The organism is Haemophilus haemolyticus (assembly GCF_003490935.1).
Classification (GTDB): domain Bacteria; phylum Pseudomonadota; class Gammaproteobacteria; order Enterobacterales; family Pasteurellaceae; genus Haemophilus; species Haemophilus haemolyticus_M.
The window spans coordinates 34,462-52,652 of sequence record NZ_QQGD01000007.1; the positions used below are offsets into that span (position 1 = coordinate 34,462).

Sequence of the window (18,191 nt, forward strand, 5' to 3'; positions counted from 1 at the left end):
AATCACAGGCATTGTAGAGAAGTGCGGCCAAATTAACAACATTTTGAGCGCAAAAGAAAACAATTTTGTGATACCGATCACAATAATTTTCGCATTCGCTCAAATGGTGTAAAAATTTTGTGAAACACTTCACATTTTTTACTTTTTTTACTTCCTTATTTTTTATTTTCTTTTATTATGCGCCTATCCCTTACTGTCTAATAAAGGGTGAATAAAACTTACACATAATTAAAAGTTGGAGAAAAAAATTATGTTTGGACCATTCAAACCCGCTCCGCATATTGCGGAACTTCCAGCGGAAAAAATTGATTCCACGTATAAACGCTTACGTTGGCAAGTATTCGCAGGTATCTTCTTTGGTTATGCCGCATACTATTTCGTGCGTGCAAACTTTGACTTAGCACAACCTGGTTTAATTCAAGCTGGTCTTTATACAAAAGCTGAGCTTGGTGTAATCGGTTCTGCAGCTGGTCTTGCTTACGGTTTATCAAAATTCGTAATGGCTGGTATGTCTGACCGTTCTAACCCTCGTGTATTCCTACCATTTGGTTTATTACTATCTGGTTTATGTATGACCTTAATGGGTCTATTCCCATGGGCAACCTCTGGCATCGCTATCATGTGGGCGATGATCTTCTTAAATGGCTGGTTCCAAGGTATGGGATGGCCTCCATGTGGCCGTACTATGGTGCACTGGTGGTCTAAATCTGAACGCGGTACTATCGTGTCAATTTGGAATACTGCGCACAATATCGGTGGTATGATGCCTGGTGCAATGGTGTTATTAGCTAGTGCAATTTTCTTCAGCACTCACGGTATTGAAGCACAAGCAAAAGACATCTGGCAACAATCTTTATACTACCCTGGTATTGCAGCAATGATCTGTGCAATTCCTGTGTACTTCGTCATGCGTGATACTCCACAATCTTGTGGTTTACCATCAATTGAAAAATGGCGTAATGACTACCCAGATGACTATAACGAAAAAACTTACGAAAACGATTTAACTGCAAAAGAAATCTTCGTAACTTATGTATTAAAAAACAAATTGTTATGGTACATCGCGATTGCTAACGTATTCGTCTATTTAATCCGCTACGGCGTATTAAAATGGTCTCCAGTTTACTTGAGCGAAGTAAAACACTTCAACATCAAAGGTACCGCATGGGCATACACCATCTATGAATTAGCAGCGGTTCCAGGTACATTATTATGTGGTTGGGTATCAGATAAAGTATTCAAAGGTAAACGTGGTTTAACCGGCTTCATCTTCATGATCTTAACCACTGCAGCAGTTGTTGCGTACTGGATGAACCCAGCTACACCAGAAGCTGAATTAGCAAACTACAGCGCATGGTATCAAAACCCATACCAATTAACTGACTTCATTTTAATGACTTTAATCGGGTTCTTAATCTATGGTCCTGTAATGTTAATCGGTTTACATGCTCTTGAGTTAGCACCGAAAAAAGCAGCAGGTACTGCAGCAGGTTTCACCGGTTTATTCGGTTACTTAGGTGGTACAGTTTCTGCATCTGCAGTTATCGGTTGGGCTGCTCAACATTACGGATGGGACGGTGGTTTCTACGTAATGATCGGCGGTGGTGTATTAGCGGTGTTATTACTCTTAATCGTAATGGTTGAAGAAGGAAAACACAAAGCGAAATTAGGCGATACCTACGGTACTAAATAATTAGCTTAAAAAAGGCGACGGGCAAATTGCTTAGTCGCCTTTTTTGTAACTAAAATCTAAAAAATTTACCGCACTCTTAAGGAGAAAATACTTATGAAACTTAAAACTTTAGCACTTTCTCTATTAGCAGCTGGTGTACTTGCCGGTTGCAGCAGCCATTCATCAAGCATGGCAAACACCCAAATGAAATCAGACAAAATCATTATTGCTCACCGTGGTGCCAGCGGTTATTTACCAGAGCATACTTTAGAATCTAAAGCACTTGCGTTTGCACAACATGCTGATTATTTAGAGCAAGATTTAGCAATGACTAAAGATGGTCGTTTAGTGGTTATTCACGATCACTTTTTAGATGGTTTGACTGATGTAGCGAAAAAATTCCCACATCGTCACCGCAAAGATGGTCGTTACTATGTAATCGACTTTACCTTAAAAGAAATTCAAAGTTTAGAAATGACAGAAAACTTTGAAACTAAAGATGGCAAACAAGCACAAGTTTATCCTGGTCGTTTCCCACTTTGGAAATCACACTTCAGAATTCACACCTTTGAAGATGAAATTGAATTTATCCAAGGCTTAGAAAAATCGACTGGCAAAAAAGTAGGGATTTATCCAGAAATCAAAGCACCTTGGTTCCACCATCAAAATGGCAAAGATATTGCCGCTGAAACGCTCAAAGTATTGAAAAAATATGGCTATGATAAGAAAACCGATATGGTTTACTTACAAACTTTCGACTTTAATGAGTTAAAACGTATCAAAACAGAATTACTTCCAAAAATGGGCATGGATTTGAAATTAGTTCAATTAGTGGCTTATACGGATTGGAAAGAAACGCAAGAAAAAGATGCGAAAGGTAAATGGGTAAACTACGATTACGATTGGATGTTTAAACCAGGTGCAATGGCAGAAGTGGTAAAATATGCTGATGGTGTTGGTCCGGGTTGGTATATGTTAGTAGATAAAGAACAATCTAAACCAGGCAACATTGTATACACACCATTAGTAAAAGAGCTTGCTCAATACAAAGTTGAACTTCATCCATATACAGTGCGTAAAGACGCGTTGCCAGAATTCTTCACAGATGTAAATCAAATGTACGATGCATTATTGAATAAATCAGGTGCAACAGGCGTATTTACTGATTTCCCAGATACTGGAGTGGAATTCTTAAAAGGGAAAAAATAATATCCCTCACAACCGTGGGTAAACATACCCACGGTTAACTAGGTTTCCATATCGTAGAAGCCAAAAGTTACTCTAACAGAGTGACATCATAGTCAATCTAGGTGTTCTAACCTAGAATTCAAATAAGGAGGCTATTTCAAAACACTCCGTATTCTTTTTTAATAGATTCTTCTTCCCTTTTATTTAGGGAAAACACCCTTCATTTCAACCGCACTTCTAAGGAGTGATCTATGGATAAATCATTAAAAGCGAACTGTATCGGCGAGTTTTTAGGTACAGCCTTATTGATTTTCTTTGGTGTGGGCTGCGTTGCAGCACTAAAAGTAGCAGGCGCTAGTTTTGGCTTGTGGGAAATCAGCATTATGTGGGGGATGGGCGTTGCACTTGCAGTATATGCAACAGCTGGTTTATCTGGTGCACATCTAAACCCAGCAGTAACCATTGCCCTTTGGAAATTTGCTTGCTTTGACGGCAAAAAAGTAATTCCTTACATCATTTCACAAATGCTCGGCGCATTCTTTGCTGCAGCATTAGTTTATGCCTTATACCGCAATGTTTTTATTGATTATGAAACAGCCCACAACATTGTTCGTGGTACACAAGAAAGTTTAAGCCTTGCGGGTACATTCTCCACTTATCCTCATCCAAGTTTAAGCATTGGTGGAGCCTTTGCTGTGGAATTTGTGATTACTGCAATTCTTATGGCATTAATTATGGCATTAACTGACGATGGAAACGGTGTACCTCGTGGTCCACTTGCGCCATTATTAATTGGTGTATTAATCGCAGTTCTCGGCGGTGCCATGGGCCCATTGACAGGTTTTGCCATGAATCCAGCACGTGACTTCGGACCAAAATTCTTTGCTTATCTCGCTGGCTGGGGCGAACTCGCTTTAACTGGCGGACGTGAAATCCCTTATTTTATCGTTCCAATGGTTGCACCTGTTTTAGGCGCATTAGCTGGTGCATGGTTATACAAAAAAGCAATTGGCGGCAATTTACCTTGTAATTGCGGCTGCGAATAATTATTTGAAGGAGTAATACTATGACAGACAAAAAATACATCATTGCATTAGACCAAGGCACAACAAGCTCTCGCGCAGTATTATTAGATCATAATGCGAATGTGGTTGAAATTGCACAACGTGAATTTACCCAAATCTACCCTCGAGCTGGTTGGGTAGAACATAATCCAATGGAAATTTGGGCAACTCAAAGCTCAACCTTAAACGAAGTCGTTGCCAAAGCAGGCATTACATCTGATGAAATCGCTGCTATCGGTATCACCAACCAACGTGAAACCACCATTGTATGGGAAAAAGCAACCGGTACACCTGTTTATAACGCTATCGTTTGGCAATGTCGCCGTACAGCAGACATTACCGATAAATTAAAAGCCGATGGCCATGAAGAATACATTCGTAATACCACAGGCTTGGTGGTTGACCCTTACTTCTCTGGTACAAAAGTAAAATGGATTTTGGATAACGTTGAAGGTGCTAGAGAAAAAGCAGAACGAGGCGAATTATTATTTGGTACCGTTGATACTTGGCTTGTATGGAAACTGACTCAAGGCCGAGTGCACGTAACCGATTATACCAATGCATCTCGTACCATGTTATTCAACATTCACACCAAACAATGGGATGACAAGATGCTTGAAATCTTGAATATTCCACGTTCAATGTTACCTGAAGTGCGTAATTCTTCTGAAATTTACGGCCAAACCAATATCGGTGGTAAAGGCGGTGTTCGTATTCCTGTTGCTGGGATTGCTGGTGACCAACAGGCTGCACTTTACGGACATCTTTGCGTACATTCAGGTCAAGCCAAAAACACTTATGGCACAGGTTGCTTTATGTTACTCCACACAGGTAACAAAGCTATTACATCCAAAAATGGACTACTCACAACCATCGCTTGTAATGCAAAAGGCGAACCAGAATATGCCTTAGAAGGTTCTGTATTTATCGCGGGTGCATCAATCCAATGGCTCCGTGATGAACTCAAAATTGTTCACGATAGTTTTGACTCTGAATACTTCGCTCAAAAAGTGACTGATAGTAATGGCGTATATGTTGTTCCAGCTTTCACAGGTTTAGGTGCACCATATTGGGATCCATATGCGCGCGGTGCAATTTTTGGCCTTTCTCGCGGTGCAAACCGTAATCATATTGTTCGTGCAACCTTAGAATCTATTGCTTACCAAACCCGTGATGTCTTAGAGGCTATGCAATCAGATTCTGGTGAACGCTTACAATATCTTCGTGTAGATGGTGGCGCAACCAACAATAACTTCTTAATGCAATTCCAAGCTGACATTTTAGATGTAAATGTTGAACGCCCTGTCGTGAAAGAAGTAACCGCTCTAGGTGCCGCTTACCTTGCTGGTTTAGCAACAGGCTTCTGGAAAGATTTAGACGAGCTTCGCGATAAAGCCCGTGTAGAACGCACCTTTAGTCCGGACAGCGACAATGAAAAACGCGAACGTCGCTACAAAGGCTGGAAAAAAGCAGTTAAACGCTCATTAGAATGGGCAAAAGAAGATGAAGAATAATTTATAAATTAATTCTCATACAAAAAAGCGGTCAAAACTTCTTTTATTTTGACCGCTCTTTTATTTTGTATCTGTATAAAAATTATTTTCTAGAGAGAGGTGGAACAAAGGTCAAACCTAAATCCCAAGGTTGCTCAATCCAAGTATTTTGTGGAATATCAATCACGTAATCATCCACTAATTCTGCACCTGCAGGTTTTGCAAATACAGTCACAAATTTTGCATTAGGGTACATTTGACGAATCGCACGCGCTGTATTACCCGTATCAACTAAATCGTCTACCACGATAAACCCTTCACCGCCATTTGGTACTTTAGCAGCATGAAGAACTTGTAATTCACCTTGATTGTTATGATCGTGATAACTTGCGATACAAACAGTCTCAATATGGCGAAGACCTAACTCACGAGCCAAAACAGCTGCTGGAAATAAACCACCGCGACTCACCGCAATAATACCTTTCCATTGAGAAGCCGGAAGTAAACGTTCAGATAATTTGCGGGCATGCATTTGGAACATATCCCAAGTCACCACATATTTTTCGCTCATAATTGCACCTTAGAAATTTATCGATAAATAAAAATTGCGTAAGGATAACCCGAAATGGCGTTTTATGCTATTATTTCACGAAATTTTTCAGTAAAAAGGAGTGACTATGTCTGAAATTACAACACTTAAACCAGCATTACTGTGGAAATGGTTCGATCAAATCTGTGCAATCCCTCACCCTTCTCATCATGAAGATGCGTTAGCTAACTTTATTGTAAATTGCGCGAAAGAAAAGAATTTTTTTGTTGAACGTGATGAAGTGGGGAATGTCCTCATTCGTAAACCCGCTACGAAAGGAATGGAAAATCACACGCCAGTTGTTCTACAAGCCCATCTAGATATGGTGCCTCAGGCTAATGAAGGCAACCCACATGATTTTACCAAAGATCCTATTCAACCTTATATTGACGGGGAATGGGTGAAAGCGCGAGGTACAACATTAGGATCTGACAATGGTATCGGTTTAGCCTCTACGTTAGCGGTACTAGAAAGCAATGATTTAGCTCATCCACCTCTTGAAGTGCTTTTAACAATGACTGAAGAAACCGGCATGGATGGAGCAAAAGGTTTACGTCATAACTGGTTACAATCTGAAATTTTAATTAATACAGATACCGAAGAAATTGGCGAAATTTACATTGGTTGTGCGGGCGGGATTAACGCAAACTTTGAAATTCCAGTTCAATATGAAACCAATCCGTTTGAGCACAGCGCACAAATCACCCTTAAAGGTTTACGTGGCGGCCACTCTGGTGGCGATATCCATACAGGGCGTGCAAATGCAATCAAAGTATTAGCACGAGTATTAGCAAAACTCTCTCAAAATGAACCGCACTTTACTCTCTCTGAAATTCGTGGTGGCTCAATTCGTAATGCAATTCCTCGAGAAGCTGTAGCCGTATTAGCCTTTAATGGTGATATAAAAGCTATGGAAAGTGCGGTAGAAAATCTAGCGGTTGTTCTTAAAGAAGAATTAGCAATTGCAGAACCTAATTTCACACTTTTTGTAGAATCAGCAGAAAAAGCCCCTACCGTATTCACCGCACAAAGTACTCAAACGGTAATTAACGCACTCAACGTATTACCAAACGGCGTAATCCGCAATAGTGATGTAGTTAAAAATGTTGTAGAAAGTTCATTAAGCGTTGGCGTATTGAAAACAGAAGGTTATGTTGTAAAAAGCACCATTTTAGTTCGTTCATTAATTGAAAGCGGTAAATATTACGTAACAGAAATGCTTAGCTCACTTGCAATCTTAACAAATGCAAAAGTTGAGTTTTCTGCGCCTTATCCGGGCTGGCAACCTGTAAATGATTCAACTATCTTGGACGTTACTCGCAAACATTATGCTGAAGTGCTAGGCGAGCAACCTGTAGTGAAAGTCATTCACGCAGGATTAGAATGTGGTCTTTTAAAGGAACATTATCCACACATAGAAATGATTTCTATCGGGCCAACAATTCGAAATGCTCACTCACCAGATGAGAAAGTGGAAATTGCAACGGTGCAAACCTATTGGGATTTATTGACGAGAGTATTAGCGGACATTCCAGCAAAGTAATCTAGTATTAATCGAAAAGGGCGGTCAAAATTAAAAACGGTTTTGACCGCTTTTATTTTTATAGACAATAGAAATGATAAAAATGAAATATATAGAATTGGCGGAGGGAATGGGAGTTGAATTTCATCTCTAACATAATGAAAGACAAGGATATTATTTTTTAGCATCAAAAATATAGTACAAAATATGGTACTAAAAAATTTTTTTCGTTGATTTTTGATTACTTTTTAATCAAATTTGAAAGCAACCCTAAATGATGATTTACCCGTGCCAAAAATCAAACTTTAAACATCTTAACCACGTAATGATAGCTCACTATCTTTTATAGTAAAAAATAAAAATTTTCGCGGGAGATTTTTTTTGTGAAGTTTAATCACTTATTCACTTCTAACGGTCATTTTTCACTGTAAGCATTTGATTATAAAAGACAAAAAGACAAGTGATTAACAAGTGATACACAAGTGATAAAGTGATTAATGAAAGTGATTTATCACTTTTTTTGCCATTTAATCACTTCTAGCCACCAGCAAAAAAGAAAAATGCGATCTATTTGACAAATTTTCTAATTCACAAAGGGAAGGAATAAAGTGGCGTTATTTTAGCCTCTTTATATTATTTTATACTCTCTATGTATAATTATACGCTTAATGTATAAAAATTTATCCTATCCCTGCTGATTTAGCCATTGTTCTATATCCTCCGCACTAGCTAAATTTGGTATTGTGTCAAAATCATCATTTACGCGTTGCGTTATTCTCTCTAAATCATAAGTAAAAGAATAGTGATTGATTTTACCAGCCTGTGTAAGCTCTGTTTTTAATAACTCTACAAGTGGTTTGGGTTTAGATACTTTCATAACTCAAGGAACGCAATTTTTAAATATTGCGTTAGTTAACGCATTTTTTTCAAGGTTGTCTATAGTTCTCGCGCGCGTGCGCGCGTACTGGTCAAAAAACTCAATAAAAAAACGCCTAAAGTAGGCGTTCTATCATTAATAGCGTTGATGATTGTTTATTATATCCCAGCGATAAGCTCAAAGGTTTGCGGGGCTTTATCCACCATGCGCAGCAATAAAGAGGCGTGTGCGCTAGGTTTGGTTTTACCTTGCTCCCAGCCTTGATAGGTTCTTACACTGGTTCGTAACTTCTGCGCAAAGACAGCTTGAGAAAGGTTTAATTTCTCTCTAATTGCTTTCACTTCCTCTGCCGTAATGCTTGCTGGCTCAATTCGTTCACGCGTTTCTGTGCGTAGTGTGATTTTACCTTGTAAATGTTGCTCAAGAGCTTGCGCGCCTTCCATTAAATCGTCAAATAAACGGCTCATTCTTTCCCCCTTGCCATTGCCTTTAAATTCTCTAATACCACTTTAAATGCGCGTTTCTCGCTTTCGTTTAAGTCTGCTTTTTCTCCTTTTCCGTAAGCACTAAAAAGCCATATTTGCGCACCGTCTAAAAAGTAGTAATAAATCACCCTTGCGCCACCACGTTTACCTTTATTTCTCTCATTATCTGCAATCCTAATTTTTCTCAATCCGCCTGTATTTTGTATCACATCGCCTTTTTCGGGATTTTCTAATAGCTCATTCTGAAAAGTCCGATATTCATCATCAGATAAATGCACTTTTCTGTAACGCTCAAAGGGTGGTAATTCAATAAACGATAGTTTCACGATAAATAGGGTAAATGTTATTTGTTGCTAATTATACGCTTTAAGGGTATGAAGTAAATGTTTTATTGCTCATTTCCTCGCGCGCGCGTACTGATCCCGAAACTCAATAAAAAAGGCTCAATGCACTGCACTAAGCCTTTTAATTATCCATCTGCGGTTACTCTTGCCACTCTGCCATAGTTTGACCTATGTTTATGTAGTAAATATTGGTAACGTTCTTACCGTCCTTTAATCGCTTTTTGAACTCGTGGGGGTATTTGCTTTCTTTAGTTGCCTGTCTAAACGAATCAAGAAAACGACTGCGCCCTAGTGGTTTATTGATGCCCATGCAATCACAATAGAAAAGATATGATGCGTAAAGATATTGCCGTTCAGCGTTTTTAATTTGCGCCCTTGCATTGCCCATATACAAGCCGTTCATTTCTTCTCGTGCGGTAAAGTGTCGGCAGAAATCTAGAATATGGTCGGCTTTCTGTTTCACTTCTAAGGCTTCCATTGATTCCCTCTGCTCAAGTAGTAATGCCCTTGCCTCTTTCGGGTCTTTGAATGTATCTAATAACAAGCGCACAATGCCAGCCGATTCTGAAAGCAGTTTATCCACCAGCTTTGTATCAATCATTGATTCAGGTACTGCCTTGTTGAAATGATAGATTACGCGTCTACGAGCAATACCCCCATTATGCTCCTTGAATGTTGCGCTCTTGTTGTTTGTCATCATATACACCGCATTGATAGTCGTATCGAAAGGGTCTCGATAAAGCAATCTTACGCTAATAGTATCGCCCCCTGTTATCGCCCTTAATTCTGCGCCATCGCCTATATAGTTTTCTTGATCGCTTGAATAGATTAATGTTTTATCAATGAGTTTCGCTCTATGGTTAATATTTTCTAATTCTTTGAGGGTAATTGAGGCAGTATTATCCGCACCAACCAACATCTTAGCCAGCTCATTAAAAATACTTTTACCGCTACCTCCCACGCCTGTAATCTCTAAAAATAATTGCCAGTCGTAGCGATTGGTTAGCACCATGTAGAGTGCCGCTAAAATGCGCTTAGCCTTGCGTTCATCGTTACCACTTACCCAATCAAGCCATTTGTCAAAATTAGGCGTAAAGATTGGCGTTTCGCTGTAATCAATATCGATATAGGAAGTAAGATAATAATCAGGTGAGTGCGGTAAAAATTCCCCTGTTTTCGTATCAAGTACACCGTTAGAAAATGCCAACAAATTCTTTCTGCGCTCGCCCATTGGCTCAAGATAATAATCCAGCATAAGCCCTACCATATTTTCTATTTTGCGCTTGCTGTAACCAATCTCTTTCTCCTCAAAGAATCTTTTTACTTCTCGCCCTAATTTTTTATCCGTGAGGAATTGCCACTTTTTGCCAGTCCATAAATAAGCCAGTGTATTAACACTATCAACCTTTAAAGTTTCGCCTGTCCACGCTAAAAAATCCCTCACTTTGAGATTATCGCTTAAATGGTCGAACATTTTGGCGTAACACTCATCAACTTCTTTAATGTTGCCGTGATAGGTTTCCCCATTGCGTAACCGTTGAATATATCGGCTTACATCTTCCAGTATTTCGCCCGCCTCATTGCAATAAATCACATTCTCTGCGCTGGTGGTCTGCACGATATTTAAATAAATGCGCTCAAGCGTTTCATTTGAGAGTACTACGCCATTATTAGCCTGTATTAAGCGGATAGACTGGGTATTTTTGGGCACAATGCGATAGCGTTCTATATGCTCTAAAATCTCACTATCAATCACCACGCAAGGGAATGATTTCCCTTGCTCGCCTAATGTGTTTTCTAGCTCAATCTCTACCGCACTTTTACCCATTTCATTAAAATGCTTTGCAATGGCTTGTGCTTGCGTGCCTATGCAGATAGTAACAATGCTTTGCCCTGTGGGGTCTTGCTGTTTAGCGTAAGGGGCATTGATTAATTTAGCCATTTCTTGCCCCCTTGCTCTGCATCAATCTCTAATCCAATTCCTGCACATTGCTTAAATAAAAATGCGTCCTTGAACTGAATCACTCTAATTTGTGCAGTAGGGTAGAGTGTTTTGAAAGGTGCAATCGCCTCCTCAGCATCTGCACGACTTCTTTTCCCTTCTGCGTGAATAATAGGCGCGCGTGGTGTGTAATGGTTTAAATTAATGGCTCTGATATTTGTGAGTTTCCCTTGTTTAGCATAGATGTGATGAAGACTTAAAATATCCCCTTTGGTTTCTCGCATTGCGACAACAATCGGCATAAAAGCATCCTCAAAAACGTGATAGCCAGCAGTTAAAATAAAGGCGGTTTTACTCATTGCTCACCCCCTGTAATTTCTCACTCTTAACTCGTTCAATATTAAGGCGGTTTATTTGTGTGATCACTTCTTCAAACTTATGAATCAAATAGCCGTTAGCTTGATTAAAGTCTTTTAGGGCGGCTTGATTGTCTCGGCAAAATGTTATCCCTTGAGATTTAGCCAGCGCATTAAAGAGCTTGCCACCAGCTTTTAATCGGTCGATTAAGTCCATCATTTCATCACGCATTTTTAGCTTATGATGAAAATCATCGGGGTAAACCTCTAAGCACTTACGGTTACTGTCTAAAATTAGCTTAAATTGGCGCGTCAGCTGGGCAAATTGAAAGGCTAAAGGGTTAGCATATAGTTTCCCTTGATATTTGCTTTTAACCTCGCTACGTGCGTTTCCTTGCGTATTTTTAACCGCTTTGCTCTTTTCGCAAATTGCTTCAGAGTTTCGCAGTTTGCTTTCGCAGTTTTCATTCACAACGCCAGTATTTACAAGGGTTTGTGGAGAAATTAAGTTTTTCGTAAATTGTTTCGCACTTTCGCAGTTTTTAACCGCCTCTAAATGGGTTTGGTTCATTTCGTTCACGAACTGATTTATTTTTCCTTGCTGGTGGTTAGCTTTCCATTGCTCAAGCTGTGCCATTGCATTAGTTAGTTTCATTGTCTCCCCCTTTCAAAACCGTGATCACTTCTAACACTCGGCCGCAAATATCGGTTTGTCCTATTTCGTGCTTACATCTGATTTTTGCCTGTAACGCCTCTCTAAGCGTGCCATATTTGCCCGCTATAAATTGGTCGCCATCGTCATAGACAAAGATTAATTGATAGGGTAGGTTCACTTGTTTAATCATCATTTGCCCCCTTTCGTGAAATAAAAATCTACTGTTGAGGATTGTTCTGCTTGCTCTAAATAATCATTAATCGCAGACAAGGCGGTTTGGATAATTTCTTCGCTTGTAAAAAAGCCGTCTAAATCCATATCGCCGCCATCGTTCCGAATTAATTCCAAAATCGCTTTTGCTTTACGGATTGAACTCTGAATTTTGCCCGTCTCTGCCACTGGAATAGCGCAATGTGTAGGAATTTGATTAGCCATGTGCCACCTCCATTTCAGCAGATACAGAAAGGGTAGGAAGTGCCGCTAAAGTGCGGTTATTTTTGGGGTAGATTTTCATTGTTGGATTTCCGATAGATTTAGTTAATGTAAGAGTATTGCCCTGAATTGGGTGCGATACAGACTCAACTACCGCTATCGAACGGCTAGCCTTATTCGTGCGGATAAACTCCGCCTTATTTCGGCTTATCATCTGTACCGCAAATTCGATATAAGACAACGCACCTAATTTTTTAGGAACGTGCAAGGAATGAATTTTAGGTAAAAAAATACCGCATTGATAAGGGTTGCGGTTGCCCTCGATAGTAGTAGTGCTTTCAATACTACCTACATCTTCACATTTCGGCAAGCTGTGATTATTTACAGAAATAGGAGAGCACGCGGCCAAAGTGCGGTCATTTTGAGGATTGATTCTCGCCACCACCGCAATAAAACGATAATCAGCAGATAGGCTCAAACGTGCCTGTTCTTCGGTGGTAGAATTAAGGGATATGACGCATAAGTTAAAATGCGATTGTGTGCGATTGACGCAAAGAAATTTGTAGATCATTTCTGCGGTGTCCTTTGGTTGATTTATAAGAACTACCGCTAGACTTCTCACGGTCGGGCGGTAGAGCATAACAGGGTGAGAAACTGCCACCAAAGGAAGACAGCCCGTCAAAGACGGCCCATTACGCTCTACCATTGAGAGAATGATCGGATTTAGATTGAAAACAAAATCCGCATATTCTTTAGGTGTGCGAATGTTACGAACAAAAAAAGCACGGTTTAATGGCGTGCTATCGTTCGCCTCTGGTAAATAGTTCAGCTTCTCACGGCTGGCAATCACTTTTTCTGATTGCGGGGAAATCATAGCGACTTTATGCACTACTGGCAAGCTGTGATTTTTTCCATTAGTTGAAAAAGTGCGGTTATTTTTGAGTGGGTTTTGATTAATTCGGCCAACAAATAACAAGGTGTCACCATCGGTAAAACGTGAGCGTGCTTGTTGTTCATTATCGGCAAGAAGTCTGATTTTGATTTGAGGTGCGCGAATAAGCGCGAAAATGAATTGATACATTTTGCGTAACTCCAATTGTAAACACTTGAGAGTTACCGCGGAAAGTTTCCAGGCTTTGGCGGTAACGTGTAACGGTCTGGAAAACTGCGACAATTGGAACACAGCAAAGGGCGAACCTTTACCGCTACACGCTACCATTGAAGAATAAATTGTTGATAAATGTTGAAACAAAATCCGCAATTTATTTTGAGGTGTGCGAATGTTACGCATAAAAAAACACGCTTTGGGCGTGCTCTGCGCCAATTGTAAATAAGTCGAGTTTCCAGGCTCGGCAATCGTTTTTTTCGACTGCAGGGAAATAATGCCATCTTGTGATGAGGTTGTAAAGAGGTTTGACAGAACAGGAAGAATAATTAGAATATCCGCAAGCCATAAACGATAGGGCATAGCACGTTACGGACGTTAAGCAGGTGCCAGTTGTGAACCAAGCACTATGTGAGTTTATGGCTTCTTTTTCTTTTAGAGTTTCATCATTTGATAATAAGCATCACTCCCTATTATTTCGGGAACTCCCTACTTTTTCGGGATTGCCATTTCACACCTAAAAATAGACAAATTTGCCCTTGTTTTTTCCCCATTTTTGCTGTTTGTTTTTTGTTCAATTTTTATCGGATAGACATATATGTAGAACGTAAATATATATCTAGAACGTAATATGTATAAGTAGAACGAATAATACATATAAGTAGAACGTACGTCAAAAAAACGAAAAAAAACAGAGCAAAAATGCAAAATGAAAAAACACAAAAAAAGACAAGCATTTTACTTGTCTATTTTGATTCATCTGAACATTCACATCGCTACGCCTTCGGCGTGTTTCTGCAGAGAGAGATTTTAATTAGTTCATTTCTTCGTTTATCCCCACAGAGCCTTTTCAATTTCTTTTATGGTTGCCTCTAAATTTTCTCTTTCTTTCGTCATCCATTCGCCAGTATCAGTATTAGACGTTCTAAATCTTGGACGGCAAAAAGAAAATATTTGATACTCTTCCTTATTGGGTAATTTAGGCAAGGTTAAGCGAATCACTTTATCTTCCTTTTCCGTATCATTGAAATCAGCATATTCAATCTCTTCCTCTATGGGCGCACTAGTGCCGTAAAAAGCAACCTCCCCATCAGAGACAAGCTCAATAAAAGAGAGATCAGCCCCTTTGTCTGCGTGATAGTCGTTTACTCTAATTGTGAACATAAATTCTTGCTTGTTTGCGGTGTTGGTTTTCATCAGCACAATCACGCCATAAATTAGCCTCAGTGCTTTTAATTTTCCAACCCCATTCCAAAACCGCCTGCTTGTTTCAAGTGTCATCTCTTCGTTTATTGGCAAGCCTAACGATTCATTGATAAATTTGCAGTAAGTAGAAAAAGGGGTAATTTGAGCGGTATCGCCATTTTTATAATTCCGTGCACTGATTCCGCAAAGTGGTAAATCATCTAAATTTTCATAGCTGGTTATATCCCACTCCTGAAATATGTCATTAAACCCACCAAAACGAGCCATAGAGAGATTTTTGTAGATAGTTAGTAAGATTATTAGGGTATCTAGCTTTTCTTGCTCTGTGAGCGTTTTATCGCCATTTATTCGCATTAGTGCAGAATCGGCATTATTAGCCCCATCAACTATCGCTATAGGTAAATCTATATTTAGCTGGTGGTTATGAACGGTATAAGCTGTTTTGCCTTGATGTATGTGCCGAGAAATAAAGTTATTTTGGCTTAGTGTAACGAGTAGCGACCTGCCGTCTTGCCATCGGCATTGTAAGGTTTTTCGAATAGCGTCTGCGCCCGCATAAGTTTGAGTGAATGGTTTTTCTTGTGGGGTGTTGGGCTTGCCGTTTGTATAGCGCATTAATACGAGAAGAGAGGCAAGTAACCTAAAACTGCCTAATTGGCTAGCCTGTTGAATTAAATCAAAATCAGCTTGGAAATATTGCCCCGCTTTTGAGTGTTTTTTTGTCATCCCTTTTAGCTCCGCTTTTTGGTAATGAACTGGATAGAATCAGTTAATTTTTTCAATGTGGCTATATGGAAAGCCATTTTTTCCGATTCGTTTTGTTACCGTGATTTGGTAGGGTTTATTTTTAAACTGCTCAAGGTCAATACCTTGTTCAACCTGTTTAGCAGTTAATGTAGCGCGGTTTAAACTCTCGACTATTTCTGCAAGGTTTGAGCCTGATTTAAAAATAGGCGTACAAGTTCGCATTAATTTTCGCCCCTTGTAAAATCCTTCATTGATTTCAAATAGAAAGCCCAACCGTTCGCCATAGCCTGACTTTATAGGCTTTATCTCAACCAACAGAGCAGAATATTGTCCGCTTTTAACAAGTCTTTTTGAATTGTCTTTTACGATCATAATTTCTCCTGTGTTCTGATACTGATATAGTAATGATTTTATAAATCACAATGTTTTGCTATAATGCTTGTGAATTAACTTCATATTAATTCCTAGTTTAATTGGTTGCATAAAATAATTCCTTAGTTACGCCTTAGGGTTAGTTATTTCCCTATGGCGTTTTGTTTTATAGGGTTGATGCAAGGCTAAAAGCCACCAGCAATAAGGCGATAAAGATTAGAAATTGAAGAATTTCGGTAAAGTCATTCATTGTGTTTTTCCTTATGCCGCTTTGCGCTGTTGTTTGGCCCAAAAGAAAAGTGCGGTATCTTTTAATCGGCTTTCACGCTCTAGATAACTCAAGCCTAATTTGAACATCACTGCGTTTTCACTCATCAATAAATCCAATAGTTCAAGCTGTGATTCTGAGAGGTGGGCGCGAATATCATCATCAGGCGCATAACCATTTACCCTTAGCCATTTCTTTTTGCTTGAGCCTAAAGCAATCATATAAATCAGCGTGTTTTCTCGGGCGTGGCTATGCTCATCCTTTTCACCTCGTTGCAGTTCTACAAATTGAATCGCATCATTGAGTAAGTGCTGGTTACTGGATAATTTCACACGTTGATTAATCCAACTATGCATCTTGTTGAATAACGAGATAAACCGCTCTTTAAACTTCGCCGCCTTTTTGCCAGTAAATCCCATCACCAAAAACATAAAGCCGTCTCGGGTCATTCGGTACATCGGTCGCTTTTCGCCCTTTTCATCAACATATTTAACCGCCTGAAAATTAAGGGCGTTAAATTCGTCTGAACAGTCTAAATTTTTGATTGCTTGAATAACGTTGTCGTGTCGTTTGTCAAAGTACTTCGCCACAATAAGAGAGGTTGTCATTGCCACTAAATCCCCTTTAAACTTATGCGCAAACACTGCACCGTCTTTTTCATTCGTAATGGGTAAATCTAAGTTAAAAATTTGCTCTATTGATATTTCTTGCATTAATGGCTCTGCAGTTGCATTACATTTCATTGCCTAACTCCTGTTTTCTTTTTCTCATCATCTCTAAGTGTTTTTTCGTGGTGTAAAAACTCGTTTCTAATTGCTCATTCTTCCGTAGCCCTGCTGTCATCTTCGTGAAGTTGTCTATTTCGCACTGAATCGCTACAAGGCGCTGTTCTAACACTTGAATGACCTCATCTATCGGGTATGGCTCGTTATCGCTGTATAGGCTCATAAACGTGAAGATTTGATGCGATTTTCTATAGTGTTGAATGGCTTCTTTAAGTAGAAAAAGATTGTTTTTTGCTATGGTGCATTTCATTAAATACTTACCCTTTTATTAGCGGATCTTTTTGTTCCCAATTAAAAAAATGTCAGGGTTTTCATAGTGGATCTTTTTAACCGCCCCATCTCTTTAAACAACCCTTTCATTCCACGAGGAATAACAAAAGGGCGGGGCGGTATCTTTATCGGCTCATAGACTTCATCACTAATTAAATCCGCCCGCCATGTTCTCCCTCTGTAATGCGGTAAAGTCTCCCCACGTTGTTGCATCTCTGCTTTTTCCTGCTCGATTTGTTCCCATACTCGGCAATGATTCAGTAGGTCACTGGCTCTTGCTCGTAGTGTGTGCGGTTTCATTCGATTAGCTCGCTCATCACCTAAAACCGCCAATAAAGCGTGCTTAGCGTTACCCATTCGGGCATAGGCTTTGGCAAACTCGCTTTGTATCTCTTTTCCGTAACTCATTTTTTTAACCTCTTATCTTTGGGTATGCCTAAATTTGGGCGCACCCTCGCGCGCGCGTACTGCTCCGAAAACTCTTGTTAATCCACCCGCGGTAAATAATTCGCATCGGCTTTGTGTTCTTGATGAATAGCCAGTACTTCGATTTGCCGTTTTAAGTCGTCAATATCCGATAGCACTACACTTAATCTATCTAAAACAAACTCTAAGCCGTCTTTGTGAGTGAATGGGATTTGTACTTTCTCCCCATCTTCGGCGGTGGCTGTTTTGGTAATTTTGCCATCTAATGTTGCATCTGCTATTTCGTAAGTTTCCTCAATAGCTCGGTAAATACTCCATAGCGTTGCATACTCGCGTTTTTCGGTGTTGGTCTGTTGATTTGTATCAGTCATTTTTTCAGTCGCTCTTTGCTCG

General features: G+C 39.6%; 21 protein-coding genes. 5 read left to right on the top strand and 16 right to left on the bottom strand.

Annotation, left to right across the window (positions count from 1 at the left end; translation table 11 throughout):
• Positions 1-250 precede the first annotated feature (250 nt).
• The 4 genes from glpT to glpK all read left to right on the top strand — a co-directional run bounded on the left by glpT (position 251) and on the right by glpK (position 5,438).
• On the top strand, positions 251-1,693 hold the full coding sequence (gene glpT / locus DV417_RS08185; protein ID WP_009499681.1) for a glycerol-3-phosphate transporter: 1,443 nt from the start codon (positions 251-253) through the stop codon (positions 1,691-1,693).
• A 93-nt stretch (positions 1,694-1,786) separates the two neighbouring features.
• Complete coding sequence (gene glpQ / locus DV417_RS08190) at positions 1,787-2,881, top strand: glycerophosphodiester phosphodiesterase (RefSeq protein WP_005626929.1); 1,095 nt, start codon at positions 1,787-1,789, stop codon at positions 2,879-2,881.
• A 230-nt stretch (positions 2,882-3,111) separates the two neighbouring features.
• Positions 3,112-3,906, top strand: a complete 795-nt coding sequence (locus DV417_RS08195; RefSeq protein WP_009499676.1) for an MIP/aquaporin family protein — start codon at positions 3,112-3,114, stop codon at positions 3,904-3,906.
• A 20-nt stretch (positions 3,907-3,926) separates the two neighbouring features.
• A complete protein-coding gene (gene glpK / locus DV417_RS08200; protein ID WP_118879336.1) occupies positions 3,927-5,438 on the top strand; it encodes a glycerol kinase GlpK in 1,512 nt (503 codons plus the stop codon).
• 82 nt (positions 5,439-5,520) lie between these two features.
• On the opposite strand, the gene gpt is transcribed toward glpK, so the two are convergent.
• The gene (gene gpt, locus DV417_RS08205) at positions 5,521-5,988 is read right to left on the bottom strand and encodes a xanthine phosphoribosyltransferase (protein ID WP_118879337.1); all 468 of its coding nucleotides are present in this window, start codon (positions 5,986-5,988) and stop codon (positions 5,521-5,523) included.
• Between the two features lie 106 nt (positions 5,989-6,094).
• Between gpt and pepD the strand changes: the two genes are divergently transcribed.
• Positions 6,095-7,549: an aminoacyl-histidine dipeptidase gene (gene pepD / locus DV417_RS08210; protein WP_118879338.1), complete on the top strand. Its 1,455-nt coding sequence runs from the start codon at positions 6,095-6,097 to the stop codon at positions 7,547-7,549.
• Positions 7,550-8,213: 664 nt separating this feature from the next.
• On the opposite strand, the gene DV417_RS08215 is transcribed toward pepD, so the two are convergent.
• From DV417_RS08215 to DV417_RS08285, 15 genes are all read right to left on the bottom strand, one after another.
• Positions 8,214-8,405, bottom strand: a complete 192-nt coding sequence (locus DV417_RS08215) for a hypothetical protein (protein ID WP_118879339.1) — start codon at positions 8,403-8,405, stop codon at positions 8,214-8,216.
• A gap of 158 nt (positions 8,406-8,563) precedes the next feature.
• Positions 8,564-8,872, bottom strand: a complete 309-nt coding sequence (locus DV417_RS08220) for a helix-turn-helix domain-containing protein (RefSeq protein ID WP_048953974.1) — start codon at positions 8,870-8,872, stop codon at positions 8,564-8,566.
• A complete protein-coding gene (locus DV417_RS08225; protein ID WP_118879340.1) occupies positions 8,869-9,216 on the bottom strand; it encodes a type II toxin-antitoxin system RelE/ParE family toxin in 348 nt (115 codons plus the stop codon). Before DV417_RS08225 ends, DV417_RS08220 begins: the two co-directional genes overlap by 4 nt.
• A 157-nt stretch (positions 9,217-9,373) precedes the next feature.
• The gene (locus DV417_RS08230; protein WP_118879341.1) at positions 9,374-11,176 is read right to left on the bottom strand and encodes a DNA primase family protein; all 1,803 of its coding nucleotides are present in this window, start codon (positions 11,174-11,176) and stop codon (positions 9,374-9,376) included.
• Positions 11,164-11,535 carry a hypothetical protein gene (locus DV417_RS08235; protein WP_118879342.1) on the bottom strand — a complete coding sequence of 124 codons (372 nt, stop codon included), beginning with the start codon at positions 11,533-11,535 and terminating at the stop codon, positions 11,164-11,166. The genes DV417_RS08230 and DV417_RS08235 overlap by 13 nt, the downstream gene beginning before the upstream one ends.
• Positions 11,528-12,187 (bottom strand): hypothetical protein, encoded by a 660-nt coding sequence (locus tag DV417_RS08240; protein WP_118879343.1) that lies wholly within the window; start codon positions 12,185-12,187, stop codon positions 11,528-11,530. The genes DV417_RS08235 and DV417_RS08240 overlap by 8 nt, the downstream gene beginning before the upstream one ends.
• On the bottom strand, positions 12,174-12,380 hold the full coding sequence (locus tag DV417_RS08245) for a hypothetical protein (RefSeq protein ID WP_118879344.1): 207 nt from the start codon (positions 12,378-12,380) through the stop codon (positions 12,174-12,176). Before DV417_RS08245 ends, DV417_RS08240 begins: the two co-directional genes overlap by 14 nt.
• Positions 12,377-12,622 (bottom strand): hypothetical protein, encoded by a 246-nt coding sequence (locus DV417_RS08250; RefSeq protein ID WP_118879345.1) that lies wholly within the window; start codon positions 12,620-12,622, stop codon positions 12,377-12,379. The genes DV417_RS08245 and DV417_RS08250 overlap by 4 nt, the downstream gene beginning before the upstream one ends.
• Complete coding sequence (locus DV417_RS09450) at positions 12,615-13,700, bottom strand: host cell division inhibitor Icd-like protein (protein WP_239990492.1); 1,086 nt, start codon at positions 13,698-13,700, stop codon at positions 12,615-12,617. The genes DV417_RS08250 and DV417_RS09450 overlap by 8 nt, the downstream gene beginning before the upstream one ends.
• A gap of 855 nt (positions 13,701-14,555) precedes the next feature.
• Complete coding sequence (locus DV417_RS08260) at positions 14,556-15,656, bottom strand: hypothetical protein (RefSeq protein WP_118879347.1); 1,101 nt, start codon at positions 15,654-15,656, stop codon at positions 14,556-14,558.
• A gap of 39 nt (positions 15,657-15,695) precedes the next feature.
• Positions 15,696-16,049, bottom strand: a complete 354-nt coding sequence (locus DV417_RS08265; protein ID WP_070047057.1) for a DUF669 domain-containing protein — start codon at positions 16,047-16,049, stop codon at positions 15,696-15,698.
• A gap of 261 nt (positions 16,050-16,310) precedes the next feature.
• On the bottom strand, positions 16,311-17,060 hold the full coding sequence (locus DV417_RS08270) for a Rha family transcriptional regulator (RefSeq protein ID WP_239990493.1): 750 nt from the start codon (positions 17,058-17,060) through the stop codon (positions 16,311-16,313).
• Positions 17,050-17,352: a hypothetical protein gene (locus DV417_RS08275; RefSeq protein ID WP_118879348.1), complete on the bottom strand. Its 303-nt coding sequence runs from the start codon at positions 17,350-17,352 to the stop codon at positions 17,050-17,052. The genes DV417_RS08270 and DV417_RS08275 overlap by 11 nt, the downstream gene beginning before the upstream one ends.
• A 41-nt stretch (positions 17,353-17,393) precedes the next feature.
• Positions 17,394-17,780, bottom strand: a complete 387-nt coding sequence (locus tag DV417_RS08280; protein ID WP_118879349.1) for a terminase — start codon at positions 17,778-17,780, stop codon at positions 17,394-17,396.
• Between the two features lie 77 nt (positions 17,781-17,857).
• The gene (locus tag DV417_RS08285) at positions 17,858-18,169 is read right to left on the bottom strand and encodes a hypothetical protein (RefSeq protein ID WP_118879350.1); all 312 of its coding nucleotides are present in this window, start codon (positions 18,167-18,169) and stop codon (positions 17,858-17,860) included.
• Positions 18,170-18,191 lie beyond the last annotated feature (22 nt).

What these genes read in the sequence shown, in the direction of transcription:
- DV417_RS08280 (WP_118879349.1), bottom strand. Translation starts at nt 17,780, where the DNA reads ATGAGTTACGGAAAAGAGATACAAAGCGAGTTTGCCAAAGCCTATGCC.
- DV417_RS08235 (WP_118879342.1), bottom strand. Translation starts at nt 11,535, where the DNA reads ATGAGTAAAACCGCCTTTATTTTAACTGCTGGCTATCACGTTTTTGAG.
- DV417_RS08220 (WP_048953974.1), bottom strand. Translation starts at nt 8,872, where the DNA reads ATGAGCCGTTTATTTGACGATTTAATGGAAGGCGCGCAAGCTCTTGAG.
- DV417_RS08250 (WP_118879345.1), bottom strand. Translation starts at nt 12,622, where the DNA reads ATGGCTAATCAAATTCCTACACATTGCGCTATTCCAGTGGCAGAGACG.
- glpQ (WP_005626929.1), top strand. Translation starts at nt 1,787, where the DNA reads ATGAAACTTAAAACTTTAGCACTTTCTCTATTAGCAGCTGGTGTACTT.
- pepD (WP_118879338.1), top strand. Translation starts at nt 6,095, where the DNA reads ATGTCTGAAATTACAACACTTAAACCAGCATTACTGTGGAAATGGTTC.
- DV417_RS09450 (WP_239990492.1), bottom strand. Translation starts at nt 13,700, where the DNA reads ATGTATCAATTCATTTTCGCGCTTATTCGCGCACCTCAAATCAAAATC.
- DV417_RS08215 (WP_118879339.1), bottom strand. Translation starts at nt 8,405, where the DNA reads ATGAAAGTATCTAAACCCAAACCACTTGTAGAGTTATTAAAAACAGAG.
- DV417_RS08245 (WP_118879344.1), bottom strand. Translation starts at nt 12,380, where the DNA reads ATGATGATTAAACAAGTGAACCTACCCTATCAATTAATCTTTGTCTAT.
- DV417_RS08230 (WP_118879341.1), bottom strand. Translation starts at nt 11,176, where the DNA reads ATGGCTAAATTAATCAATGCCCCTTACGCTAAACAGCAAGACCCCACA.
- DV417_RS08195 (WP_009499676.1), top strand. Translation starts at nt 3,112, where the DNA reads ATGGATAAATCATTAAAAGCGAACTGTATCGGCGAGTTTTTAGGTACA.
- DV417_RS08260 (WP_118879347.1), bottom strand. Translation starts at nt 15,656, where the DNA reads ATGACAAAAAAACACTCAAAAGCGGGGCAATATTTCCAAGCTGATTTT.
- glpT (WP_009499681.1), top strand. Translation starts at nt 251, where the DNA reads ATGTTTGGACCATTCAAACCCGCTCCGCATATTGCGGAACTTCCAGCG.
- DV417_RS08285 (WP_118879350.1), bottom strand. Translation starts at nt 18,169, where the DNA reads ATGACTGATACAAATCAACAGACCAACACCGAAAAACGCGAGTATGCA.
- DV417_RS08275 (WP_118879348.1), bottom strand. Translation starts at nt 17,352, where the DNA reads ATGAAATGCACCATAGCAAAAAACAATCTTTTTCTACTTAAAGAAGCC.
- DV417_RS08240 (WP_118879343.1), bottom strand. Translation starts at nt 12,187, where the DNA reads ATGAAACTAACTAATGCAATGGCACAGCTTGAGCAATGGAAAGCTAAC.
- DV417_RS08265 (WP_070047057.1), bottom strand. Translation starts at nt 16,049, where the DNA reads ATGATCGTAAAAGACAATTCAAAAAGACTTGTTAAAAGCGGACAATAT.
- glpK (WP_118879336.1), top strand. Translation starts at nt 3,927, where the DNA reads ATGACAGACAAAAAATACATCATTGCATTAGACCAAGGCACAACAAGC.
- gpt (WP_118879337.1), bottom strand. Translation starts at nt 5,988, where the DNA reads ATGAGCGAAAAATATGTGGTGACTTGGGATATGTTCCAAATGCATGCC.
- DV417_RS08270 (WP_239990493.1), bottom strand. Translation starts at nt 17,060, where the DNA reads ATGAAATGTAATGCAACTGCAGAGCCATTAATGCAAGAAATATCAATA.